The sequence below is a fragment of the Paenibacillus sp. MAHUQ-63 genome, assembly GCF_028765165.1.
In the GTDB taxonomy this organism is placed as follows: Bacteria; Bacillota; Bacilli; order Paenibacillales; family NBRC-103111; genus Paenibacillus_E.
The window spans coordinates 848,682-873,186 of the sequence record NZ_JARADB010000003.1 but is presented as its reverse complement, the minus strand read 5'-3'; the positions used below and the strand labels follow the sequence as shown (position 1 = coordinate 873,186).

General features: G+C 44.9%; 21 protein-coding genes and 1 riboswitch. Of the genes, 14 read left to right on the top strand and 7 right to left on the bottom strand.

What is annotated here, in order from left to right; translation table 11 throughout:
• The first annotated feature begins 124 nt into the window (after positions 1 to 124).
• The 9 genes from PUT07_RS19950 (at position 125) to PUT07_RS19910 (ending at position 8,801) form a co-directional block, all read left to right on the top strand.
• Positions 125 to 472 (top strand): winged helix-turn-helix transcriptional regulator, encoded by a 348-nt coding sequence (locus PUT07_RS19950; RefSeq protein WP_274470141.1) that lies wholly within the window; start codon positions 125 to 127, stop codon positions 470 to 472.
• 209 nt (positions 473 to 681) lie between these two features.
• A complete protein-coding gene (locus PUT07_RS19945) occupies positions 682 to 1,116 on the top strand; it encodes a hypothetical protein (protein ID WP_274470140.1) in 435 nt (144 codons plus the stop codon).
• A gap of 305 nt (positions 1,117 to 1,421) precedes the next feature.
• Positions 1,422 to 1,922, top strand: a complete 501-nt coding sequence (locus tag PUT07_RS19940; RefSeq protein ID WP_274470139.1) for a hypothetical protein — start codon at positions 1,422 to 1,424, stop codon at positions 1,920 to 1,922.
• Positions 1,923 to 2,033: 111 nt separating this feature from the next.
• A riboswitch (purine riboswitch) is annotated at positions 2,034 to 2,134 on the top strand.
• Between the two features lie 80 nt (positions 2,135 to 2,214).
• Positions 2,215 to 3,162 carry an EamA family transporter gene (locus tag PUT07_RS19935; protein ID WP_274470138.1) on the top strand — a complete coding sequence of 316 codons (948 nt, stop codon included), beginning with the start codon at positions 2,215 to 2,217 and terminating at the stop codon, positions 3,160 to 3,162.
• A 744-nt stretch (positions 3,163 to 3,906) separates the two neighbouring features.
• Entirely contained in the window at positions 3,907 to 5,382 is a 1,476-nt protein-coding gene (locus PUT07_RS19930) for an amidase family protein (protein WP_274470137.1), read from the top strand.
• Positions 5,383 to 5,536: 154 nt separating this feature from the next.
• Complete coding sequence (locus PUT07_RS19925; protein ID WP_274470136.1) at positions 5,537 to 6,046, top strand: AAA family ATPase; 510 nt, start codon at positions 5,537 to 5,539, stop codon at positions 6,044 to 6,046.
• A 99-nt stretch (positions 6,047 to 6,145) separates the two neighbouring features.
• Complete coding sequence (locus tag PUT07_RS19920) at positions 6,146 to 6,721, top strand: TetR/AcrR family transcriptional regulator (RefSeq protein WP_274470135.1); 576 nt, start codon at positions 6,146 to 6,148, stop codon at positions 6,719 to 6,721.
• 70 nt (positions 6,722 to 6,791) lie between these two features.
• A complete protein-coding gene (locus PUT07_RS19915) occupies positions 6,792 to 8,009 on the top strand; it encodes an MFS transporter (RefSeq protein WP_274470134.1) in 1,218 nt (405 codons plus the stop codon).
• A 306-nt stretch (positions 8,010 to 8,315) separates the two neighbouring features.
• Positions 8,316 to 8,801: a hypothetical protein gene (locus PUT07_RS19910; RefSeq protein ID WP_274470133.1), complete on the top strand. Its 486-nt coding sequence runs from the start codon at positions 8,316 to 8,318 to the stop codon at positions 8,799 to 8,801.
• Positions 8,802 to 8,990: 189 nt separating this feature from the next.
• Here PUT07_RS19910 and PUT07_RS19905 read toward each other — a convergent pair whose 3' ends face one another.
• Positions 8,991 to 11,819 carry an NPCBM/NEW2 domain-containing protein gene (locus PUT07_RS19905; protein ID WP_274470132.1) on the bottom strand — a complete coding sequence of 943 codons (2,829 nt, stop codon included), beginning with the start codon at positions 11,817 to 11,819 and terminating at the stop codon, positions 8,991 to 8,993.
• Between the two features lie 1,193 nt (positions 11,820 to 13,012).
• Between PUT07_RS19905 and PUT07_RS19900 the strand changes: the two genes are divergently transcribed.
• The gene (locus PUT07_RS19900) at positions 13,013 to 14,548 is read left to right on the top strand and encodes a hypothetical protein (RefSeq protein ID WP_274470131.1); all 1,536 of its coding nucleotides are present in this window, start codon (positions 13,013 to 13,015) and stop codon (positions 14,546 to 14,548) included.
• A gap of 479 nt (positions 14,549 to 15,027) precedes the next feature.
• Here PUT07_RS19900 and map read toward each other — a convergent pair whose 3' ends face one another.
• Both map and PUT07_RS19890 read right to left on the bottom strand, forming a co-directional pair.
• On the bottom strand, positions 15,028 to 15,774 hold the full coding sequence (map, locus tag PUT07_RS19895; protein ID WP_274470130.1) for a type I methionyl aminopeptidase: 747 nt from the start codon (positions 15,772 to 15,774) through the stop codon (positions 15,028 to 15,030).
• Between the two features lie 7 nt (positions 15,775 to 15,781).
• Positions 15,782 to 16,366 (bottom strand): TetR/AcrR family transcriptional regulator, encoded by a 585-nt coding sequence (locus PUT07_RS19890; protein WP_274470129.1) that lies wholly within the window; start codon positions 16,364 to 16,366, stop codon positions 15,782 to 15,784.
• Between the two features lie 277 nt (positions 16,367 to 16,643).
• Here PUT07_RS19890 and PUT07_RS19885 point away from each other — a divergent pair, with 277 nt between their 5' ends.
• On the top strand, positions 16,644 to 17,945 hold the full coding sequence (locus tag PUT07_RS19885) for an NAD(P)/FAD-dependent oxidoreductase (protein WP_274470128.1): 1,302 nt from the start codon (positions 16,644 to 16,646) through the stop codon (positions 17,943 to 17,945).
• The gene (locus PUT07_RS19880) at positions 17,923 to 18,786 is read left to right on the top strand and encodes an RNA polymerase sigma-70 factor (RefSeq protein ID WP_274470127.1); all 864 of its coding nucleotides are present in this window, start codon (positions 17,923 to 17,925) and stop codon (positions 18,784 to 18,786) included. The genes PUT07_RS19885 and PUT07_RS19880 overlap by 23 nt, the downstream gene beginning before the upstream one ends.
• Positions 18,787 to 18,872: 86 nt before the next feature.
• Here the strand turns inward: PUT07_RS19880 and PUT07_RS19875 are convergent, their stop codons facing one another.
• From PUT07_RS19875 to PUT07_RS19860, 4 genes are all read right to left on the bottom strand, one after another.
• Entirely contained in the window at positions 18,873 to 19,262 is a 390-nt protein-coding gene (locus tag PUT07_RS19875; RefSeq protein WP_274470125.1) for a hypothetical protein, read from the bottom strand.
• Between the two features lie 448 nt (positions 19,263 to 19,710).
• On the bottom strand, positions 19,711 to 20,895 hold the full coding sequence (locus PUT07_RS19870) for an MFS transporter (RefSeq protein ID WP_274470124.1): 1,185 nt from the start codon (positions 20,893 to 20,895) through the stop codon (positions 19,711 to 19,713).
• An 88-nt stretch (positions 20,896 to 20,983) separates the two neighbouring features.
• On the bottom strand, positions 20,984 to 22,033 hold the full coding sequence (locus PUT07_RS19865) for an LLM class flavin-dependent oxidoreductase (protein ID WP_379240371.1): 1,050 nt from the start codon (positions 22,031 to 22,033) through the stop codon (positions 20,984 to 20,986).
• A gap of 57 nt (positions 22,034 to 22,090) precedes the next feature.
• The gene (locus PUT07_RS19860; RefSeq protein WP_108532518.1) at positions 22,091 to 22,372 is read right to left on the bottom strand and encodes an ArsR/SmtB family transcription factor; all 282 of its coding nucleotides are present in this window, start codon (positions 22,370 to 22,372) and stop codon (positions 22,091 to 22,093) included.
• A gap of 812 nt (positions 22,373 to 23,184) precedes the next feature.
• Between PUT07_RS19860 and PUT07_RS19855 the strand changes: the two genes are divergently transcribed.
• Positions 23,185 to 24,003 carry a helix-turn-helix transcriptional regulator gene (locus tag PUT07_RS19855; RefSeq protein WP_274470121.1) on the top strand — a complete coding sequence of 273 codons (819 nt, stop codon included), beginning with the start codon at positions 23,185 to 23,187 and terminating at the stop codon, positions 24,001 to 24,003.
• Positions 24,004 to 24,089: 86 nt separating this feature from the next.
• Positions 24,090 to 24,467, top strand: coding sequence for a VOC family protein (locus PUT07_RS19850; RefSeq protein WP_274470120.1), 378 nt, complete (start codon positions 24,090 to 24,092; stop codon positions 24,465 to 24,467).
• Positions 24,468 to 24,505 lie beyond the last annotated feature (38 nt).

The following is a 24,505-nucleotide window of genomic DNA, read 5'->3' as shown; positions in this document are numbered from 1 at the left end:
ATCATTCCCTTCACATATTGGATGCCGTCGGCTATTTCATTATATTTAAGTTAGTAATATACTTAAAGTACGCAAATTAATAATACCAAGTAACAAAAATAATACTATGCAGAGGGATAACGGGATGGCAAATGCTCCAGAAAAAAAGTGTCCAGTCGAAACGACGATTGATGTTATTGGTGGGAAGTGGAAAGGGGTGATTCTTTATCACTTAATGAGCGGAACGAAGCGGTTCGGTGAGCTTCGCAGAATTTACCCTCAGGTCACGCATCATATTCTTACCTTACAACTGCGGGAACTCGAACGTGAAGGAATCATAGAGCGCAAAACGTACAATCAGGTGCCGCCAAAGGTAGAATACTCGCTAACCGAATTTGGTAAAACCTTGAACCCAATTATTTTGCTGATGAAAGAATGGGGAGAGCTTTACAATGAAGGAGCAAGCCGGCATCCTCATTCCTCGGACGATTGACCTCGCATTCCCGCCAAAAGGGAAAGCCCCTTACGCTTGACTATCAGCGGAAGGGGCCGGGGTTACTGTCCCAATGCAGCCACGAACAATCCCTTTCTCAATTTTCATGACCGTCAAGGTAACCAATCATAAAGAAGAGTTAGCTCATTGAGCTAACGGGGAACGATAGCGTGGTTTTGTAATTAGTCGAATTAGTGGAGGAAATGCATTTGAACTTAGAGAATCAGGAAATGCTTTTCAGTATTTTCCACGATGGTGGTATAGAAGAGATTAGGGATACCTTCGATGGGATTGAATTTACCGTTGATATAATGTATCTCGCCGAACGAATAAAGCCTCAGTTTAGAGGCTTTATCGTAAAACTTATTAATCCTGCTGAGTTGTACTTAGAAGACGTTGACACTAATGTTATAATTAAAGACTTTAATGAACTAAACAAAATCGATATTGAAATCTTGAAGACAGATATTAGTGAGGATAAGGTAAAGGTATTTTGCAGTCTAAGCGGAGGGCAGTCCTTCGGGTATCTTAACGTTAAGGCAAGTGAAATTAATATTTATGACCCTGAGCGTAATTCGATTTCACTTGAAGATTTAAAAACAATTTGCAAAAATTATTGGGATGACTTTAGACAACGCGGCTGATTATTCAACTAATGCAGGAACGATAGTGCATTTACAAGGGACAGATTGCCGCGATAGGTAACAAACCCTTGTTTCATTGAAGTAACGAGGAACTATAGCTTAGTAAAGACATCGCGGCGGCCGGTCATGACGATCGGCGGCCTTTTCCCCGCTAACGGGCAGTTATGTTCAATGAAGTTATGGGAATTATGAAAAAAGTGAACCATAAATGTTGCTCACTAATTCCCTGTATTTTTGATTGCAACCTAACTACTTGTTCTTTCGTTTAAACAATAAACGTCGTTATAAAGACTGGAGGGTTGGATTTGAAGAGATTTCTATTGTTTTTCTTGATGGCTCTAGTGCTCATGGGCTCAGTTGGTTGTTCTGGTGCTCAGTCAAATGGTTCAAAACAGCCAATAGGCAAGGAACTTGAGGGAGAGCAACCGCCTAAGGCTGAGATTCAGATTGGTAACCGAATGTATGAGACAAAACTCGGCACATATTGCTGGCAATCAAAAAATCAAGGAAGATGTGTGGATACAATTGGTCCAGTTGAACTCTTAAAAGGCGAGAATCCAGTTTCAGTACAGCCTGGTGAAGTTATTAAGTTCGTTATGAATTATGAGCCGCAACCGAACAAATACCATGTCGAGCAAATCAATGAAGGTAAACTTACAGAAGTTGTGGTGAAAGAAAGTAGTTTTCATGCACCTACACAAAAAGGAACTTATTTTTATTCATACGGAGTATGGTGGATGGATGAACATGTAGAGAACCAATCTCGTGGTGATGCTTTTTATTATTTCGTCCTAAAAGTTATTTAGATGGATTAAGCTAACGGGGAACTATAGCTTAATAAAGACACCATGGCAGCCGGCATCAGTTGACAAATGCGAGCGAGCGCCTTATTATTTGTTATGTTGTTTTGCTTTAGTTTGAGGAATCAACAATACATTCGTATAACCCCATGAAATACAGGGTGGGGGTCTCTACAGGAAGCCTTAACTTCCTTGCTACGAATATCGAATCGAGTTTCAACGATTCTATATTCGATAGTAAGGAAGTTTTTTTGTTTCCAATATATTAGTAGAGGAACCCAAGGAAGGAATCATAACGATGAAATACAGATTATTGGTTTTGTTAGGCGCGGTCTGTTACGGCATTCTATCGACAATCGTTACAAAGGCATACGCAAAAGGTTATACGCTCGGAGAAATCGTGGGAAGTCAATTGTTGACGGGGTTCGTATTGGCTTGGACTCTTGTTCTATTCATAAAATGGAAGGGAAGATGGAGCGGAAACGTTAAGACGACGTCTTCATCCACGACGACTGCCACGAAGTTTTCGTGGAGGCATCGAGTCATCCTGATGGTCGCTGGTGTGCCAACAGCAGTAACAGGTTTGTTGTATTACCAATCCCTGCGATATATTCCCAATTCGCTAGCCATTCTGTTGCTATTCCAATTCACATGGATGGGGGTTTTAATCAATTCAGTCGAACAGAGGAGGCGTCCGAACGGCATCGTGTTGATCACGCTGATCGTCCTGTTTGGAGGCACATGGCTAGCGGCCGGCATACTTGATCAAGGCTTGTCTGAGTTTAACTGGAAGGGAGTCATATTTGGCTTTATGTCCGCGATAAGCTACTCGTTGTTTATTCTGTTCAGTGGCAAAGCTGTGCCTTCCATGCATCCGATATACCGAAGCGCCTGGATGGTTACAGGCGGGATGTTATTTGTATTTCTCTTGTTCCCACCCAGCTTCCTGTTCAACCACGCGCTATTGGAGGGATTGCTTCCGTTCGGGGTACTGCTCGGCTTGTTTGGCGCGTTCTTGCCTCCAGTATTGTTCGCGGTAGGGGTTCCGAAAATTGGAGAAGGTTTGACAGGCATCCTCGGTGCCGCCGAGTTGCCTGTCGCGGTTATGCTGTCATCCATCGTTCTACACGAGCACGTAAGCTTGCTCCAATGGGCTGGGGTCTTGTTGGTACTGCTTGCGGTGGCGTTTCCCGAGCTGATGAAGCGAACGAGATGGGCCGGTCGCAAAGATACCGTATCCGGTTGAAACAAAAGGCGCAACCGGCTAAATATTGTAATATGCTTTAATTGATCATTTTTTCAAAAATTGATCATTGCGCTAACGGAGAACGTTAGTGAAAAGCGGAGCGGCGTATTATTCCCAGCTGATCATCTCCCCCTGGCTGCTTAGAGGCTAACAAAGAAGACGCTTATTTCAGCGCCTTTTTTTTTTCAATATTTCTGGTAGGAATTTATAATTTCGACAAGAGTATTGATACAAGTATTCCTAAAATTGATATCCATATGAAAACTGATTTATATATACTTTTGATAATCGAGTCCTGACTTTTCAAATCATTACCATGGTTCTCATGCATGGCTAAATCGATGTTTCCCATAGGATTAGAAGAACCTTTAGAGCCTACTCCTTTAAAAAGCAAGGTTAATATAAGCAGAATTATAGAACCCATAAAAAGATAATCAGAGATTTGTTGCATTTTTATTTACCACCGCCTTATTAACAATATTAGCACATTTTAACAATAACATGCTAAGCAATTTGTAACTTAATCGTATTTCTAACGTAAAAGTCTCGAAATTTAACTTCATTGAAGTAACGGGCAGATTACTTTAGTTACAACATTAACCTTCGGGAAAACACAAGCTCTACTGCGATGCCCAACCGATACATTCTTATCTAATCAAAACTTTACCTATACCCTTGGCAAGGCAGCATGTTACCATATTACTGTTGTCCGAAAATTCACCAGTACCGGGGGTATTTTAATATATGAGCATTAACTTACAAGATTGGATTCAGGAAGCCGATTTGGTGAGCATGCAAAAGGCAATGTCTTCGGGTGAATGTACATCCGAAGCCCTCGTCCTTGCATATATCGAACGCATTCATAGGTATAATCCTCTGATCAATGCCGTATTAGAGATCAATCCAGATGCTCTTGTAATAGCAAGGAATCTTGACCTTGAGCGAAATACAACAGGTAGTAGGGGGCCGCTGCACGGAATTCCAATCCTGCTAAAGGATAACATCGATACGTACGACCGGATGCATACGAGCGCTGGTTCAATCGCATTGGCTGAGTCGTTTGCTCCTGAAGATGCGTTCGTAGCCGCAAAGCTCCGGGCTGCTGGCGCTGTTCTTCTAGGTAAGGCCAATATGACCGAGTGGTCGAACTTTATGTCCTATCGTATGCCAGCTGGATACAGTTCCAGAGGAGGATATGTGTTGAATCCATATGGACCTGGCAAGCTCTTCGTCAGCGGATCAAGTTCAGGATCGGCTGCAGCCGTAGCGGCGAACCTGACAGCAGCAGCGATCGGAACAGAAACCGCAGGTTCGATTATTGGGCCGGCCAGCCAACAATTTCTCGTCGGAATAAAACCTACTGTAGGGCTTGCGAGCCGCAGCGGAATTATCCCAATCTCTATAAGTCAGGATACGCCAGGACCGATTTCAAAGACAGTCACTGATGCAGCGATTCTACTTGGGGCAATCGTCGGGATTGACGAAAACGATAAGGCAACTTGGACTAGCACACATCGTACTTTTCATGACTACACAACTTATCTAGACCGAGACTTTCTGTGTAAAACTCGAATTGGGATTCCTAGACATTACTATCGGTCGTTGGATGAAGAAAGACTTTCCATCATGGAATCCGCCATTAATGTTCTGCGTGAGCAAGGTGCTACAGTTATCGATCCTGTGGACCTCCATTTGGAACAGCATCCATGGAACAATGATGTTATCTGCTACGAATTCAAAACAGGCCTGAATCGCTATTTATCAAAGTTGAACTCGGATCTGCCCGTACATTCTCTTCAAGATCTGATAGCTTATAATCAGAAACACGCTGCATCCGCATTGAAGTTTGGCCAAGATAATCTGATTCGTTCGGAACAAAATACGCTAAACGAAACAACATATCAACTTAAACGACAAGAATATAACCATCCGGCTGTAACGCAAGGGATTGACTATGTACTCGATCAACACGGCTTAGATGCTTTAATGTTACCCGGTGACGTTGATGGCATGTACATTGCTGCCCGGTTAGGGTATCCCCTTATTACGGTGCCCGCCGGTTATTCAGCAAAAGGAACAATTGATGCTGATGGCGATTCGACGCAGGGGCCATTTGGTGTTGTCTTTTCCGGGAGGGCTTTAAGTGAGCCCACGCTAATCAGCATCGCCTATAGTTTTGAGCAGGCAACACTAATCCGTCGTCAACCAGAAATGGGCTAAGCTAACGGGTGACGTTAGTTCAACAAGTCTTATGATTTGTAATTCTATTTAATTTGTCAGAAGTACTTCAAAACTAATTTGTTATTCAAACAATTCACCTTAAAATCCATTTCAAAACTTTATTTGTCATTTTATTCTTCGTGGAGGGTCTAACATGGGCATTAGGAATTATCTGATTGAAGGCGTTTCCGGCGCCGGCAAAACTACGGTCTGCAACGAATTGCAGCGGCGCGGCTACCATGCTATTCATGGTGACCGTGAATTGGCCTATCAAGGCGACCCGGAAACTGGCACCCCGACGGATGGCTTTAAACCCGAACACCACATTTGGCGTGTAGATAAAGTAGAAGCTTTGGTCGCCAATCAAGATGAGGCGGCAACATTTTTCTGTGGCGGCTCGCGGAATTTTCCCAAATTCATTGATCTCTTCGACAGCGTGTTTATCCTTGAGGTCGACCTGGAGACCTGTCTCCGGCGGATTGATGAGCGAGTGGCACTGGACCCAACCGACTGGGGTGGCAGACCAGAGGAACGGGAAATCAGTCGGCGCTTGCATCAAACGAGAGAAGGCGTTCCCCAGAACGGGATTCTAATCGACGCCACCCCACCGATCGCGCACGTCGTTGACGAAATCCTCCATCATATCGATGCCAATGAACGGTAACTCTTATCCCAGCCTGAGCTAACTTCATATCCGCAGGAAATACTGGACTTACCGTTCCGGAAAAGTATATACTGTACCTACGGAAACGGAGGGAGTACCATGGGACGCCACAAAGAGTTTGATAAAGAAGCGGTGCTTCATAAAGCGATGCTCGTTTTTTGGAAGAAGGGCTACGAAGCGGCAAGCATTCCCGATTTGCTGGAAGCTATGGATCTTAGCAGATCAAGTCTGTACGAAACGTTCGGGGACAAACAATCGCTTTATATCGAGGCGATCAACTGGTACAAGAAGTGGAAGCAAGCCAAGCGGGACATCCTCGTCAATGCGACATCCGCAAAATCGGGAATCCGGCAGTACTTCGAGATACATATCGATTCCGCCTTGGACGGCGAGTCGCCGAAGGGCTGTCTCATTACTAATGCAGCAGTCGGCATGGATTCGCCAGATGAGCCCCTGAATGCGTTGATCAGGGAGCGGTTTGACGAGTTGGAGCAATCCTTCTACGAGCTGCTGCGCAAAGGTCAGGAGACGGGGGAAATTATGCCTGAGAAAGATATCAATACTTTATCTTATCTGCTCTCAAACCTGAATCACAGTATAAATATCGTTGCGAAGGTGCAGGGGGACCGCAGCAAGATGCAGCAGATGGTAGACATGGTGATGGAAATGCTATAAAACATTTTTTTTTTGCCCATTTCGGAACGAATGTTCCGGAAAAATTTCTGGTGAGCAAAGGGGACTTTCTATGCATTCAGCTTCCATTCCAACGGAAAAATTGGTTTCGCCATCGCTGATTTTTATCCTGGCAGCCGCTTGCGGCATTATAGCGGCAAATCTTTATTATGCTCAACCATTGATAGGCTCGATCGGTTCGACCATCGGGCTCTCCTCCGGGAATGCCGCACTCATCGTTACGTTGACTCAATTCGGCTACGGGATCGGCTTGTTATTTATCGTACCGTTGGGAGACATCCTGGAAAATCGTAAGTTGATCCTTTCATCATTGCTCCTTACAGCCGCCGTTTTGATAATTGCCGCTGTAATCAAAAGCGCCATCCTGTTCCTCACCGCTTCACTCGTGATCGGAGTAGGTTCCGTAGCGGCCCAAATTCTTGTGCCGTATGCGGCTCATCTTTCGCCTGAAGCCGTGCGCGGTCGCAATGTGGGCAACGTCATGAGCGGGTTGCTTCTGTGGATTATGCTCGCGCGTCCCGTTTCAAGCTTGGTGGCGGAGTATATGGGCTGGCGCGCCATCTATTTCATCTCTGCAGCATTGATCTTCGCGCTGGCACTTGTATTGGCAAAGTCACTACCCGCAAGGAGGCCTTCGACTGCTACAACTTACCCGGCGCTGCTGCACTCCATGCTGTATCTGCTGAAGGCGACACCGGCATTACGCCGGAGGGCAATTTATCATGCTTGTGTATTCGGAACGTTCAGTTTGTTTTGGACTACAGTTCCATTGGTATTGACAAGTCCGCCGTTCCATTTCACCCAGAAGGAGGTCGCTCTGTTCGCATTAGTCGGGGTAACGGGGGCAATTGTGGCGCCTGCGGCGGGCCGAATGGCAGACCGCGGATGGGTTCGCCCGGCTACGGGATGGGCATTAGCGATCGTCATCATTTCCGGGCTGCTTCCCTTGCTGGTTCCATCAAGTTCTGCATTTGCAGTTCCCATTCTCGTAGTTGCGGCGATTTTGCTAGACATGGGGGTTTCCGCCAACATGGTTCTCGGGCAGCGGGTGATTTTCTCTTTAGGAGCGGAATTCCGCAGCAGGCTTAACGGTTTATATATGGCTATTTTCTTTTTAGGGGGCGCTATCGGCTCAGCGGCAGGGGGATGGGCTTACGCAGCGGGGGGCTGGGAGGCGGCACTGCTGATCGGAATCGCCTTACCGGCCATCGCCATGGCGTATTATACGACGGAGTTTGCGAGATTAAGGAAGGAAAATCTCATTGGCTGAGGATCACAGTTGGGTAATCCGCACGTTCTAAGTTAACTGGATACTCTAGCTCAATGACGATACTGCGGCTTGCCGGCCAACGAACGGCTGCCGTTTTTTTCGGCTAACGGGAGGATAGCCGAATAGTTTCAAGAATAATTCAATAAAGGATTATGAAAGGATGAGGATTCATGGAAGTAAATGTGTTAGAGCGTTTACCAAATCCGGTAAACTTAAAAAAGCTAAGCAACATTAAATATTATTCTTTGTCAAGATGAATGGCTTCGTTACCATAGCTTTGTTCAAGATTGGGATGAGGGTGTTTGTATGGCGAAAATAAATAATGGAGCAGGTGATCATCTAATTATGTTGTTTTCCCCTGAAGGCTCCATAATGAAAGGTTTCGACCATGAATCTGAATTAAGTCCATATGCACAAGATGAACATAAAGTAATGCAAGGGATTTATGATGACGTTCCAAAGGAATTATTATCTTTACTTGAAGACGATGCAATTGAAAAAGACGATGTGACTTTTTGTATTTGGCGTAAAAACAACGACACTAACTGGCACAAGGGAAAAGTTGAGATTTCACAAGGTGAGAGCGATGGTTCTGATTTTTTATTGGGCTGTATATGCCATACACCAGAGGATTTTGTAGAGTTTGCTATGGGTTATTTTGAATTATCACCATCATTAGATGTTGTTGCAAAAATTTACGATGATTTCCCGATTACGGAAGAGATGATCAATATCTTGAATCCCGACTGTGATGTAAAGGAAGTTCTTCAAGAATTAGAGTTATTACGCTGATATACAAATCTGGAATATCAGAAAACGTTTTAGTTGCGTATCAGAATGCAGTTATGTCTTTATTAGGCGGCCGATATCAGATTAGCTTTTCATATCGGCCGCCACTGAAGCTAAATAGAGTGTATCCTTGGTCCGTTTTGGTTCCGGCAGCTGGCAAACATCATCTAGGAGACATAATGCTGCAATAACTTATTGGATTTTGGATGCAACATACGCAAGATCACTAATATCGATCTTATTATCGTTGTTCATATCAGCAATCCTGGCTGCCGCCCAGTCTGTGCTAGTGGAATCCTTACCGTAATAGTAAGCAACCATCGCAAGATCGCCTACATTGATGCTTCCATCCTTGTTGAGGTCTGCAGACTTCATAACTGCTGCTTTGAAGGCATCAACTGCACTGTTCAGTGCTGTTACGGCATTGTCAACCTGGGACTGTGTTGCACTCTGATTGTCTTTTACAGCTTTTGCTGCAGTGAGGGCTGCACCGAATGCATCCTTGGCTGCCTGTGAGTATTGACCAGCGGCTGTACCAACGACTGCTGCGTCATACAAGCTCTGTGCATTCGTAATGGCTGATGTCAAAGCTGTCTTATCTACAACCACTTCAATACTGCTTACTGAAATGCTCTTACTGCCAAGTGCCGCCTGAATTACGGTTCCCTCTGGAGCCACACCAAGCTTTGTCAGAGTAGCTGCAATCGTTCCGTTTGTATTCTGAACACCAGCTTTTACTTTGAAGGTTAGATTTAGAACCGGCGTAGTGTCTCCGGATATTCCCCCTCCGGTATTGGCGGTAATGAGTCTAACTTTCCCGGCAGTGGCTTTATCCTCTATCACGATCTGAATGTTGTTGTTTGCGCTTGCCGCACTCACATAATCAAATACGTTGGAATCATAAGACATGGTAATGTCCTGGGCATAAACACTTTGTGTTACGTTGTTCAGGCTAACTCCTACTGTAAAGCTGCTTCCAGGGTTCACACTGCTGTCTCCTGAGAGTGCAGTAGTGGGTACTTTCGCTGCAATCACTCTGGCACCTGCCCAATCACCATGATCATATGCGTTCCCATCCCCACCATCGGTTACGACCAGTTTGAGAATCTGTGCTCCTTTTATATTTATATTCGCAGTTACAGTAGGGCTAGTTGCTGTCATGAGTCCGCTTTCCCACAGCTTTACCCCATCTCCAAAAACCTGAAACGTAACACTGCCCTGGTTGACCTCATCATCAATTCCTACATCAGAAATAAAAGATTCATATTTACCGTTTAAATTGTAAGTGATTTCACTTCGTGAATTTGTACCCAAGCCTTTGTTATACTGGACACCATTAAGGGTTATTTTTTTTCCGTCATTTGTACCATTGTTTCCAACCGACATATCCTTCTCTACCGGTCCCCATCCATTTGTTGATGAGACCCATGCTAAGTCACTTAAATACGCACTGCCGTCAGAAAAATTTACTACAACTTTTAAACTTTCTTGCTGCTGCCTTGTAATACTCCCGTCTAAGTAGTTCAATGTGATACCAATATCTTGTGACCCTACTGAAGTAGAAGGAGCAGCAATATTCCAGCTAGCCGTTACCGATTCTCCAATTGCAATGTTATTAAATCTGTTGGCGGATGTTGGCGCTACTGTCCAACCATTAGGAACTTGTAAACTTACAGATGCGTCTTGAATATTCTTGACACCACTATTGTAAATAGTAATTGAGTAACTAACAGTTTTACCCGCCTCTAAATTAGCATTTGAAGCCGCAGGTGTAATATCCAGTGAAGCAGGCACATCAGCTAATGCTGCCGGCGTTATTCTGAACATTGCAGTACCGTGAGAAGGTACATCAGCGCTGATTGTTCCAAAAGATCCCTTGCTCTGATGCGACCATAAGTCTCTAACTAGGTATCCTTCTGAAGAGGGAAGTCCTATATCGGCAGCTGTTAAACGAATTTTCGTTGCTTGTGCCCCTCTATTTAACAATGCGACTGCTTTGTCACCATTCGCAAGTGGTTTCACAAGCACTTCGGTATCTCCATTGTCAATAATTTTAGCAGCTTGAACTCCAAGCGGGTCCTGATTTACAGCAATTACTTCTTTATTCATTAAAATATCTTTAGTGGCTTGTGACATACTTCTGAGATCATTCCCGGCAATAAGTGGCGACGCTAGCATGCTCCACAAGCTGAACTGTGAACGGTATTCTTCTGTAGTCGCACCACCATTACCTATTTCAAGCATATCCGGGTCATTCCAGCCGCCAGGTCCTGCGCTGGTATTATGAGTGACAGCTGTATCATAAGCATTAATGATCCCGTTATACCAATTAGTCCCTTTTTCCCATGCATCCCCAATATCCTGGCCAGTGCGCCACAAATTACCGATTTGCGGTCCCCACTCCCATGGTGATTGCTCCCCCCAGTTGCAAATACTATAAACAATTCCTCTTCCGGAATTGTTTAGTGCTTTCCCGAATTCACCGTACCAAGTTGCCGCATTAGGTTTCGGACCGGAGTTTAATAATTTCGCATCTGGATCAACATAACACCAATCCACTTTGACATAGTCAACCCCCCATTCAGCATACGTTTGCGCATCTATATCGTAGTAACCTCGACTGCCCGGACGCCCTGCACAAGTCTTATAACCAACATCCGTATACAGTCCAAGTTTTAAACCTTTCGAGTGGATATAATCAGCAAGAGCTTTCATTCCATTTGGGAACCGTACGGGGTCAACCACAATTTTACCCGTTGTTGCATCTCTAGAAGTTTGCCAACAATCGTCGATATTCACATATTGATATCCGGCATCCTTCATACCACTTGAAACCATAGCGTCAGCCATTTCTTTAACCAAGCTTTCACTAACATTGCAACCAAATTTGTTCCAGGTGTTCCATCCCATTGGTGGTGTCTTAGCAAGACCATTCTCTGAAGCTTCTGCTGGAATACTTGGAGTAAAGAAATACATGCTGACCATAATTAAAAGTGTAACAATCAGCCAAGCTCTTCTCATGTTTTTTCAACCTCCATGGTATTTAGATAAAATAAGTTTAGGCTGAATACTACAAAACTGTTTGCGCTTTCAAAACATAGATCAAAGACGGTAAGGGTTGAGAAGGAACTTCTACGGTTTCCCTTAATCGAATTGTTCTTGATCAGTGTCATAGTAGAAATACCTTATAAAACGTCTAATGAAAATCCTTATCAGGTAGTCATTTGCTATACGGCAGAAGGTGGAAAATTGGAGAAAGTAGTGAACGGTAGAAGTGAGGACCATTTTATTCCGGCTGGGAGGTAACAAGAGCAGAGTTCGTAAAGTTCCATTGCTGCACAGAAGCTCGGCAACGTGCAAGGCAAGACGGCAGCATCGGTGTAAACGAGCAAATCAGTCGCGAAGATATGGTGATGATTATTTAACGGGCTTTAAAGATTATTAGTTCTACAACTGTACAGGCAAATGGTGCAATCCTTGATCAGGATCTAATCTCGGCATACGCCAAGGATGCCGTACGGGCTGCAAAACAGTCAAAGCTAATGGAGGGAGTAACAGGGGTACTTCGAACCAAAGGGAAATGCGACGAGAGCACGAGATGCTAAAGTCATTTATAGATTTTTATCAAATAATGAAATGAAATTTCAGTGAAGATTTGGCGGTTCATACATTGAATGATCCTCCACAGCAAAAACCTTTCTTCAGGACAAGGCAGCACTAATCAGTCTCCGGATGCCGCCGTCTTTAAACTATTGTTCAAAATCCTATGTATGATAACGGCTGATTCGCTCTTACCGCCGTATCATGTTTTGTTTACACCCCTTTCAGTCATTTGTAATTACCAAAATTACTGTGTTGTGATAATTACTGTGTTCAGTTTAACTTAAACGCAATCATTTCAGAATGTAATTTTTTTTTAGAAAAGTGAAGATTTTTATGTATTGACTTGCTAGCACGTATTCGATTGTTGAAAAGATATACACTTTCTATAAAAACACTCGGGAATTTATTTAAAAGTTCCAAATTTATTCTAAAGGGCAGAGGACGAACAAGGCTGTGTCTGTCATGCATACGTTTTTTTTGCAGAAAAACGAACGAATGTTCGTTTTTGAATGTAACCCAGTTTTATCCAAGGAGAAATGAATAATAACGAAATTAAAAAAAGAAAACTTATTACTACAAACTAACGGGGAACTTTATGCTGAGGAGACTATATGGAATCAAAAAAGGTCTCGAATTTCATACGAATGCACTATTTCCCAAAGAATTTTTTCCAGTTTTATCCGTATAAGATGTTGTGTGGAAAGTGTTTTTCTTCCGCGACTATAATAGGAAAGCGAATTGGAGGTGTAGACCTGAGAAAGGTATCTGTCTTGTTAACCGCTACAATTCTTATGTCTTCCATGTTGTGCTGGGGAACTGCAAATGCTAATTCACACGATTCGTCACCCCAAAAAATAACACTATTTGAAAATACAAAGCTCTATCGTTCTCCGGATGCTCATTCAGATCCTATCGCAACGCTTTCTCCACAAACGGTACAGGTAATCGGAACAGAACCCGGGTGGATAATGAAAGATAATCCTTGGTTTATGATCAATACCTGGCTGGGGGTTGAGTGGATCCAGCCTAATCTCGGCTATCCCGGAGAAGAATTACCGTTAAACAAGGAAATAGCGCTCACGGGGGATGAAGACTTATACGATTATCCGCTGTCCGGGTACAGAAATGGGGGGACGATCTCCCCCCAGACGGTTGATGCCATATCTATCTTGGGTCCTTGGTTGAAAATTAAATCGTGGTTAGGCGATAAGTGGATTAATCCTAAGCATATGGTTAAATACGATGTACATCCGAATACAGGGATTCTTGATATGAACGGGATCACCCCAATTTTTGCGCTTCCGAAATCCGACAGTAATGTCGTCGGCGAGTTGTCTCCACAGCAGCTGGTTTATTTTGAGAGAGCCGATAACTGGTATCACGTCAATACCTGGTTGGGCACCCAATGGGTAAACCCGAGAATCTCATTGCCCATCAACAAAGTAGAAAGCAATAAAAGCATTTCCTTAACCGCTGCTGCCCGAATCTATAAGTATCCTAGCCATGAGACCAAAATGCTGGGAATGCTTGCTCCGCAAGATATTACGGCCTTCGAACAGGTGGACGGATGGTATCATATCCACACGACTTGGGTTGGGGATGGCTGGATTTATCCAGATGTAGATCCTCAAACATATATGCCACCGACCTTCTTTCCCTCTGTTCAATTGGAGGGTGAATGGGAATTTCATCAGCTTGATCCAGGGACACGGGTAAATAATTATCCAATTGACCCTTATATCTATATTGATGGACAGAATACGATTGACAACGGGTTTAAACTAGGTACACCAATAAAGCTCCGGCTAATGTTAATCAATCTTAGCGATTCTTCACTCACCCTAAAAAGCCCATTGACATCTGAAATAGAGATATACCGTCTAACCGTTGATGGGAAGCAACTGGTTTGGAGTGGTCAGATTCCACCATTATCCGGTGTTATTCCTGGGAAATGGGGGGCTGAGGAAATTACGTTCCAGCCATGGAACCAGAAGGATGCGGACGGTAAACAAGTTGCCCCGGGGGACTATTTTGTGCAACTCAAGTCGCCCCTTAATATTACGTTTACGGCTGACGGGAAGGATGCCTTGGAAACTTACAAGGCTGGAGGCAGAGAGCAAGCGGTAAATCATTTTACAATTGAATAACGAAATTATAAGAATGTTAGAAGCCAATGCATAAAATATGGGATATAGGTATAGGTTGTTAAGTCGAAGTGGAATCGGATTTGAATGAGGATTGTGATGCTCTCTCATAATTGCATTAATTGGGGCGCCTAAGTTGCATGTACTGTGGCTTTTTCATTGAATGACCTCAAGTTTTTGTCAAAATTAGATGACAAGAACTTGAGGTCATTCCCGATTTAGACAAGAACATTATGACATTCCCGAAACGGGAGACTATAGTTGAACCAGAACAGGTAGCAGTCTGCCGCGCAGCTGGTCCATGTTTTCATCGAGGATGATTAACGCAGAACGATAGTTAACCGGACGTCAGTCCTTTCAATTTGCCGAAGAGCTCTGTGCTCTATGAGAGATTGGTAAAACGCATTTATAGGATGAAGAAATATGCTATGCCGCATACATAAAAACAAGTCGACCATCTCGTTGGTCGACTACTACTTGTATTATTGTGCGGTCAGGATCTGGGGACCTTCAGCGGTGATAGCGATCGTATGCTCGTATTGGGCGGCGAGCTTGCGGTCCAGCGTCCGCGCAGTCCAGCCATCTGCATCGATTGTCATATAGTAGGTTCCTTCGGTGATCATAGGCTCGATCGTGAAAACCATACCTTCCTTCATGCGAAGGCCCTTGCCGGGCTTGCCGACATGCATATAGTTCGGATCCTCGTGCAGGTCCCGTCCGATACCATGCGCGAGAAGGTCGCGCACGACGCCGAAGCCGTTCGATTCGGCATGCCGCTGGATCACGCTCGTTACGTCGCCTAGCCGATTGCCGGGCTGCGCCTGCACGATGCCGAGGTCAAGGCACTCCTTCGTGACGCGCATTAGCTTCTCGGCCGTCGGTGAGATCTTCCCGACCGCATAGCTCCAGGCCGAATCGCCGAGCCAGCCGTCGAGTTCTGCGACCGTGTCGATCGTCACGATATCACCTTCCTCAAGTGGCTTATCGCTAGGAAAGCCATGTGCGATCACATCGTTGACGGAGGCACAGGTCGCATAAGGATATCCCTTATAGCCCTTCGTGTAAGGCTTGGCGCCGTGCTTCAAGATAATATCCTCGAAGATGCGCTCAATCTCGTTCGTCGTGATGCCCGGTTGGATGAGCGGGGCAATTGTGCGATGGCATTCGGCTACCACTTGACATGCCTTCCGGATGGCTTCGATTTCATGCTTGCTTTTTAAGATGACCATGTTCGTATCAGGGCTCCTTTGTAATGGCTTGCATTGCGAGCAGGGCAATTCGATCAACGTCCAGCTCGGAAGTGCCTGCATAGTAGTGCAGCCCACAACAGCCAACCAGCACGGCAAGCATATGGTCGACACTGTCGTCTTCGCGTTGGGCGATCGATTGGAGCGGTACATACAGCTTTTCCATGAATCGTCTCTTGGTGGCGGACCGATCCTTCTCAGGCAAGCCTGCAAAATGCTCCGACGCCATCTTGTAGACGAGATATGTGCGGGCGTCCAACCGCCACAGTCCGAGCAGTGTCTTGCAGTATGTCAACAGCTGCCTGTCATCCGATTTGCCGCCGCAGATGTTTGCCCATTCTGCCAAGGCTTGCTCGCATCGTTCGAAGCCGCTGCCCAGCAAATCATCTATTAATAAATGTCGGTTGGGGTAGTAATGGTATACAGTCCCGTAACCGAGCTCAGCCTCGCGGGCGACATCGCGAATATCAAAGCTCCCGCCTGTACGGAAGTAGGTGCGCGCGGCGGCGTCTAGGATCTGTTCACTGCGCTGCATGCGAATAAGCTCATTTTGTTCTTTGGTACGGGGACACATAAGTGCGAGAACCTCCTTGTATAGACCTGCAAATTTGTCGATATAAAAATAATAACATCCTTAGCGGGGATATGCAAACCTTACTATCATTAATGAATAACTTCAATACAATTGTATTCACAGAATATGTGTGGAGATGATGCAAAGCTTAGTCTATTCTGCGCGCCGCAAATAGTACTTAATCAAAGACCGTGGCATTCATTTTCTTTTTGCTTTTCTGTCACACTTTACATCCCTTGCCCGTCATACAGGTAAAATTTGAAAGGGATGATGAGCGATGCAAAAGGTTGATGTGGTCGTGGTTGGTGGAGGGATTGCGGGTTTAACCGCAGCAATTTACGCAGCCATAGCCGGGAAACAAACGGTGCTCATTGAAAAACAGAATCGCTTAGGCGGCCGAGCCATCTCCAATAAGAAAAAAGGAGCTTACTTCAATTTAGGTGCGCATTCCTTGTATAAGGGAGATGCGTACGACACTTTCCAGGAATTGGGACTGGCGTTGCAAGGAAAGCGGCCTTCATCGTTCGCTTATGGCGTTTGGAAAGGGAAATTGAACACCTTGCCTTCGGATTTGAAATCCTTGTTTACGACCCCGTTGTTGTCCTGGAAAGGAAAGATGGAGTTTGCTTCCTGTCTTATGAAAGTTAAAAAAGCGGATACTCGTCAATTTGACCGGATCAGTATCCGTGAATGGGTAGAAGGGAATTTGCGAGATCCCATGGTACGCAATATCTTTTATTCGTTACTTCGTGCCGCCAGTTATGTGGTCGGGCCGGATTTGCCAGCCGCGGGTCCTGTATTGAAACAGCTGCAGAATGCCCTTAAAGGCGCGTTGTACCTGGATCGTGGCTGGGGCGAATTGATCGAGGAAATGCGGAAAAAGGCATCCGACCTTGGAGTTCAGTTATTAATAAACACCAAAGTCTCGTCCATCGATACCCGCGGTGGGATCGTGCGGCAGGTTCTCTTTGAAGACGGGACGAAAATCGATACGCACCATGTTATCCTTGCCACATCGCCTACTATTGCCAATGAGTTGGTGCCCTTTGCAGAAAAAACCGCCATTCATACATGGAAAGAACAAGCGATTGAGGTCACAGCGGCTTGCCTGGATGTGGCCTTGAAACGACTTCCCAAGCCTAAGCAACAATTTGCTTACGGGATAGATCAAACCATACTTCTTAGCAATTATTCGCGTGCGGCTTACCTAAGCGACGATAGTGCGCAAGTCATATCGCTCATTAAGTATCAAGGGAAAGAACCGGACCCGGATAAAGATTTGCAAGAACTGGAGGGTGTGCTGGATTTGATGCAGCCGGGATGGCGGGAAGAATTGATTGTCAAGCAATACCTTCCTAAAATGACGGTTTGTCACGATTTTATGCATATGAAACGACGTGAGAATCCCGGACCCGCTGTCCCGGAAGTACAAGGATTATATGTTGCAGGAGAATGGGCATCGCACGGTGAAGTATTGGTTGATGCTGCAACGGCAAGCGCCAAAAGAGCCATACAACAGATGCTCTCACTTGAGAGTAAGGAGAGGAATTCCTTTAATGAGCACAGAGGAATTATATAAACGTCATAAAACGGAGCTATTTTCGTTAGCCTATCGAATGCTCGGCAGCGTCATGGATGCGGAAGATATCGTACAAGATGCTTTTTTGAGTTATGACGGGATATACGACGCCGGGACAATCCGTAACGAAAGGGCATTTCTATACAAAATCGTAACGAATCGTTGTCTTGATCTTCTACGCTCGTCAGCCAAAAAACGGGAAATGTACGTCGGTCCATGGCTTCCGGAGCCCCTGATCGAAAAAGGGGCTTCGGACAACGATCCATCTTATAGATATTTGCGGTCGGAATCGATTTCCACGGCTTATCTTCTGCTTCTGCAGCAATTGAGTGCAACGGAAAGGGCGGTTTTTCTTCTTCGGGAGATTTTTCATTATTCGTTTGAAGAGATTGCCGATATCGTCGGGAAAAGCAGTGCGAATTGCCGGCAAATTTTCCACCGCGCCAAAAAAAGCATCCATTTCGACCCGGACCAACAACCGTCGGTTTCCATTGCGGAGGATAGGATAAAAGAGTTTGTGAATTCGCTGTTGCAAGGAAATACGACGAAGCTTCTTGAACTGGTTAGTGAGAATGTTGTTCTCTACTCGGACGGCGGAGGCAAAGTAAGCGCGGCACAAGTGCCTGTTGTCGGGTTTGAGCAAGTGATGAAGCTTCATCAACATGTGATCAACATGCATGCGGGTAAATTTGCGTACTCGTTCCTCATGGTGAATGGGCTCCCCGGAATCCGTATTCGTTTGGATGAAGGGATTCAATATGTTTATTCTTTTGCTTATCGAGATCATAAGATCGAAGCGATTTATACTGTCGCAAATCCGGAAAAGTTAAGACATCTATAGTGATTGGTTGATTAAGCTAACGGGAGACGATAGTTAAACACTAAAGGGCAGCCGCGTGGCAGCCCTTCGCCCCGTTAACGGGCAGATTAATTGAGTTCTTCTCTTGGACGTGCTATTGGAACAAGTCTACCTTTATTAAATAATATTTTTAGCTGATCCGAACTAGAGGTAGAATCTAACTTAACTATAACAGAGCAACCTACCATCCACTCACACCCTTGATTTTCGAGATTACTAAATACATATGTATGATCAGGGTCATAATGCTTTGAATAATTCATTGCTTGTTTCTTGTAGTCCCAGTAGTCCCAAAAAGATAAATTATGTTTTTTGTAAAATACATAAGAACTAGATAAGATAACAATTATTAATAATGTAATCATTGTAATTGTAACGTGTGTTGATTTTTGCATCTCGTATTTTAAATTTACTATTACCAAGATAATAAAAATGAGCCCCAAAATAAAATAAATCATAGCAGATCACCTGATTCATGGAATTTTTCCAATACCAAATTTAAGATTACCATAGAAATTCCATAATAAGGTATTTGATTAACAATAAGTGTTGATGGTATTAAGCTAAAGGGCAGGATTGTTTAAGATTAATCGCGCTGAACCGTATCATAAGTAGGGCGAAGTTCAGGTTCATTTTGAGATCGGAGCAGAACATAGGGCTAGGGTCGATGTTATTCGTACTCTTGTATAACCGGTCTGTCTGGTTGCGGTTATAAGTGACATTCGGCTCTCAATTCAATACGCTCAAGCGAACCGCTATAAAGCTATGCAATTTGGTTTTCGCAACAGACGGGAAGTCGTTTCCTCAACAAAGCGTCCATTGGATGGAGGAAGTGGAAATGGAAATAGAAAACATGAACAAGCAGTAGCATACCGTTGCTTGTTCGTGTAATTGTACGCCATAGTTTCATTCTTTGCTTGTGACGGATTGTATGCCATTCGCAGACTGACTTCGAATCGAGAACGATAATATAGCCGGAAGGAGTGCGATTGCAACACCAATTGCGCCAGCCACGCCGATTGACTGTAAGGAGAAGCTTTCCACCACAATACCGCCAATGGCAGCTCCGACAGCAATTCCCAACTGGATGAAGGATGTATTCAAGCTAAGAAGGATTCCCGCTGCGCTTGGTGCCAAGCTAATCATATAAACTTGTTGAATGGGACCCGTAGACCAAGCAAAAAACGACCATAACAGCAGCAACGGAAAGACAGCTATTGATGTATGGGCAAAGAGGGACATAAGGATCAAAATAGCAGCGTGGATCATTAAGCTTCCATTCAGCGTACGCGGAATACCTAATTTATCCGCACCATAACCTCCAGCCTGGGCGCCCAGCAAACTTGCTATACCGAATGAAAATAGCGCGATGCTCACCATCCCATTGCTCATACCCGTAATGTTCATCAGAAATGGTGTAATAAACGTGTAAATGATCGTATAACCGACCATCCAAAAGAAGCTAATCGACAAGGTTAATAATAGCTGCGGCCTTTTCAACAGGGCGAGTTGTTCTTTAAGAGGCACATTTGCCTCTCCTTGCGACTTTGGCAACGCCATTAAAATGACCAGCATCGCGATAAAACTAAGAAGGCCGATTCCATAAAAAATCATTTTCCAGTCGTAGGTGCTGGCAATGACTCTTCCCACAGGAACGCCTAAAATAAGCGATAGATTAAATCCCATCATGATAGTTGCTATGGCGGTGCCTTGTTTTCCAGGTCCGGCAATTTGAGCAGAAACAGTTAAGGCAACCACGGTAAAGACACCTGTACTAAGAGCTAAGATCACTCTCGCACCAACAAGCATCGGATAGCCCGTCGAGACCACCGTAATTAAATTCCCTATAAAAAAGAGCGCCAGAGCAGCCAGCATAAGTGTTCTCCGGCTTAGTTTAGAGGTAGCCGCAATAAGAATCGGAGTACCCACCGCGTAAGATATGGAATAAACCGAAATGAGTTGGCCGGCAGCAGCAATGGTTACTCCTACATCTTTGGAAACCAGATCCAATATCCCGGCAATTACAAATTCCGAAGTTCCCACTAAAAAACTTATAATCGCTAAAATATAAACTTTCCACGATTTAATCATTTGATTATTCTCCTTTATAATTCTATATATCTAAATATACAGAAATGATAACGATGAAGGATTGCAATTTCTTAACATCTTACTTTCTTTAATGCCTAGCTAGCTCCTTGCGAACAAGGGGGGCGACATCCGTTCCAAATCGTTCGATCGTTCTTAACAAATCACGATGCGGAAGCGTACTAAAGTCAACGTACAAAAGAAAACGAGTCAAGCCCAGTTGTTTGGTTACACGCACGATCTTTTCTGCTACATATTCTGAATCTCCAACATAAAGAGCGCCGCGAGGGCTCAGTGCTTCCTCATATACACTTCGTGTATAAGTCGCCCAACCGCGTTCCCTTCCAATTTGATTCATTTGTTCGGCCATAATGGGATAATACTTTTCTCTGGCTGCTGCAAACGAGTTGGCAATAAAACCATGCGAATGACAGGCGATTTGCAATTGATTAGGATCGTGCCCTGCTTGTTGGGCTGCTTTAAGATATAACTGCACTAAGGGAGCGAAACGCTCCGGCAAGCCGCCTATAATGGAGAAAATGACAGGAAGACCAAGCTGACCGGCACGAATGGCCGACCCCGGACTGCCGCCAGTAGCAATCCATACAGGAAGCGGGAATTGTTGCGCTCGCGGGTATACGCCCATATTGTGCAGCGGTGCACGGTGCTTGCCACTCCATGTTACGTTCTCTGAAGATCGTATTTTGAGTAAAAGCTCCAATTTCTCATCGAATAATTCCTCATAATTTTGCAGGTTATATCCGAAGAGCGGAAAAGATTCGACAAAAGAACCGCGTCCGGCCATGATCTCGGCCCGCCCATTTGTTAAGTTATCCAGGGTGGCGAAATCCTGATAAACACGGACTGGATCCGACGAAGACAATACCGTAACGGCACTGGACAACCGAATATGGTTTGTAGTAGCTGCAGCCGAGGCCAAAATGATTGCCGGCGATGAGCTTGTGTAGTCCATGCGATGATGTTCACCGATCGCATAGACATCAAGACCGGCCTGATCAGCCAGCTGAATTTCTTCCATCGCTTGTCGCAGTCGTTCGCCTGGCAGAACGCCCCCTCCTTTGGGGTTCGTGTGAAGAAATGTAGAGATTCCAAGTTCCAATGGCACGCGATTTTCCAAAATGGTTTCCCCCTTATCTTTTCTATAATTCTAAATATATAGAATCGATGCTCAAAAAATTTACGCCAGTAAATATGGCGCAAACTTCATTGCCACTTCTTGATCAACGCTGTAGTGAATAAACGAACCGTTCTTTTGCGACTGGATTAAACCCGATTCCGTCAGCTGCTTGAGATGATGGGATAACGTTGAACCGGCTACGTGTCCAAGCTGTTCACCGATCGCGGTAACGCATTGATTCTTTTGCTTTATTAGCATTAAGGCAATTTTTAGTCGTGTAGGCTCACCTAGAGCCTTGTATACTTTGACAGCTTGCACCAGATCGTGATCGACATCAGCCATTAAATTCTCCTTTCCGCAATCATTTCTATATTTATGGAATTATAGAAATGATATTACCACCTATTGACTGCGGTGTAAAGTAAAAATTTGATTTGGCTGTTTGTCAATCGTCTGTAGCGCTTCGGCATAGCTATACGATTGCCGAAGCGACGAGGTCAGAGGGATTTTACAGCTAAATATGGACCTGACCGTGGCCAACCAGATTATGGCTTAACCATCAAGCAATAAGCTTAAGAAGACTTAAAGTACACTTTAAGGCAAGCGTAATTTTAATACAATCACTTGTTGCGTAACGTCGACACATTGCTGGCCAAGCACCGGTATTAATTGAATGAGTCTGCCAAAGTGAGTAGGCATAGCGAAGTCTGGCTTCCATATTCCAAATCGGATCAAATGGCTAACTCGGCTAACGGAAACGTTAGTTCAAAATAAGGGAGCAGATTGTCGCGGCCGGCAGCTGTTCCTTTTTTGAGCTAAAGGGCAGGCTAGTTACAATAATGAAAATGATGAATTGTGGCGCTTAATCGATTTAGGATGGAACATTCGATACTTAAAGTTAACCAAACCGTTACTAGTAGAAGCACTGTTGATCAAAGCTGTCTTTCCTATATAAACATTCATAATCTCATTCTCCTTTTCCGGAAAAGATAAACTTCGACACTGCATTATTGAATTGAAAAGGACATATGTCTGCTTATCAGTTATTTGTTACAATACATTCATGAGGTGGAATACAGTCCTCGGCGAGCCAAGTTAGCCTTGAAAGCCGCCAAGGTGTCAAAATTTTTACGTAATAGGGGGAAGAAGCGCAGATGACCCATCCTTACCGACCCTTGCATGCTCCCCAATTGCAGCCGCAGTTGCATATCCTCTCGCACAACTTCCGGGAGTTTGCGCCGAGCCGTCGCCTGGCGTCGCATGTAGCAGCCTATTGGACAGTGGATTTCCTGCCGGTACCGGGAAATCCGGGACATCGAGTCATTCCCGATGGCTGCGTCGATATTATAGTGGACCTGTTGGCTTCATCAAGCAGGCAGGCTGCTTATGTCGTAGGGCTAACGACACAAGTCGAAGTTTTGCAATTTGCTAAAGCACGCTCGGTATGGGGCATCCGGCTGTATTCGGAGTCGGCCCGCACGATCCTGAAGTCTCCTATATCGACATTAACGGCAAATCGTGTGTTTTTGGAGGATCTCTGGGGACAAGAGGCTCTGGATTGGGTCGAAAAGCTACTGACTGCCCAATCGTTACCAGACAGGATCGAGGTCGTAGAGCAGCAATTGGGCCGAATACTGGCTGCGAACGAGGCACCTGCTCCCACTTTGATCTACCAGAGCATGCAGTATATATACGAGGTCAAAGGTAATCTTTCCGTAACGGATTTGGCGGATAAAGTGAACTTCAGTGAGAGGCATCTGCGAAGGGTCTTTGAACTGGAGCTTGGCCTCAGCCCGAAGGAGATGCTCGGCATCGTCCGCTTTCAAAGCGTGCTGGAGGAATTGTACAACGGAGACTATTTCAACATGACGGATTTGGCGCTTCAACACGGGTACTACGATCAGTCGCACTTCGCTGGCGTTTTTAAGCGATATTACGGACTTCCACTCAAACGGCTGACCAAGCAGGAGTGAGGAAGTCCGTTTTTTACTATTTTGCAATGAGGGACAATTACTATAATGGGAGTGAAAATCAAGCAAGGCGAGGGGAGCAGCAGAGCATGAAGGTAAAGTTGAAACGAGTCGCGATTTATGTAGAAGAGATGAAGAGGGCGTTGGATTTTTATCGCGTGTTGGGACTGACTATTCCAGACGGCGCCGACGAAGCGCATCACGTAGACGTGGAGCAAGAAGGAATTGTGTTTGCATTCGATATGGTGGAATCGGTAAAGCGTGTTTTTGAAGGCTGGGAAGATCCTGTCGGCTACCGGACAGAGCTCGCCTTTCAGTTCTCCAGCAACGAAGCGCTGGACGACGTGTACCGTCAGTTGACGACGCTTGGGTATGACGGCTTCCTCGAGCCGCGAGATACACCGTGGGGAGAGCGATATGCGATCATAAAGGACCCCGATAACAATTTAATCAGTCTCGTCGCTTAGCGAAGAGAAGGAATGCGCCATTAAACAACAAGCAGAAG

Coding starts and splice junctions, on each gene's coding strand:
- PUT07_RS19950 (WP_274470141.1), top strand. CDS start 125: ATGGCAAATGCTCCAGAAAAAAAGTGTCCAGTCGAAACGACGATTGAT.
- PUT07_RS19935 (WP_274470138.1), top strand. CDS start 2,215: ATGAAATACAGATTATTGGTTTTGTTAGGCGCGGTCTGTTACGGCATT.
- PUT07_RS19930 (WP_274470137.1), top strand. CDS start 3,907: ATGAGCATTAACTTACAAGATTGGATTCAGGAAGCCGATTTGGTGAGC.
- PUT07_RS19925 (WP_274470136.1), top strand. CDS start 5,537: ATGGGCATTAGGAATTATCTGATTGAAGGCGTTTCCGGCGCCGGCAAA.
- PUT07_RS19920 (WP_274470135.1), top strand. CDS start 6,146: ATGGGACGCCACAAAGAGTTTGATAAAGAAGCGGTGCTTCATAAAGCG.
- PUT07_RS19915 (WP_274470134.1), top strand. CDS start 6,792: ATGCATTCAGCTTCCATTCCAACGGAAAAATTGGTTTCGCCATCGCTG.
- PUT07_RS19910 (WP_274470133.1), top strand. CDS start 8,316: ATGGCGAAAATAAATAATGGAGCAGGTGATCATCTAATTATGTTGTTT.
- PUT07_RS19905 (WP_274470132.1), bottom strand. CDS start 11,819: ATGAGAAGAGCTTGGCTGATTGTTACACTTTTAATTATGGTCAGCATG.
- PUT07_RS19900 (WP_274470131.1), top strand. CDS start 13,013: ATGGAATCAAAAAAGGTCTCGAATTTCATACGAATGCACTATTTCCCA.
- map (WP_274470130.1), bottom strand. CDS start 15,774: ATGGTCATCTTAAAAAGCAAGCATGAAATCGAAGCCATCCGGAAGGCA.
- PUT07_RS19890 (WP_274470129.1), bottom strand. CDS start 16,366: ATGTGTCCCCGTACCAAAGAACAAAATGAGCTTATTCGCATGCAGCGC.
- PUT07_RS19885 (WP_274470128.1), top strand. CDS start 16,644: ATGCAAAAGGTTGATGTGGTCGTGGTTGGTGGAGGGATTGCGGGTTTA.
- PUT07_RS19880 (WP_274470127.1), top strand. CDS start 17,923: ATGAGCACAGAGGAATTATATAAACGTCATAAAACGGAGCTATTTTCG.
- PUT07_RS19875 (WP_274470125.1), bottom strand. CDS start 19,262: ATGATTTATTTTATTTTGGGGCTCATTTTTATTATCTTGGTAATAGTA.
- PUT07_RS19870 (WP_274470124.1), bottom strand. CDS start 20,895: ATGATTAAATCGTGGAAAGTTTATATTTTAGCGATTATAAGTTTTTTA.
- PUT07_RS19860 (WP_108532518.1), bottom strand. CDS start 22,372: ATGGCTGATGTCGATCACGATCTGGTGCAAGCTGTCAAAGTATACAAG.
- PUT07_RS19855 (WP_274470121.1), top strand. CDS start 23,185: ATGACCCATCCTTACCGACCCTTGCATGCTCCCCAATTGCAGCCGCAG.
- PUT07_RS19850 (WP_274470120.1), top strand. CDS start 24,090: ATGAAGGTAAAGTTGAAACGAGTCGCGATTTATGTAGAAGAGATGAAG.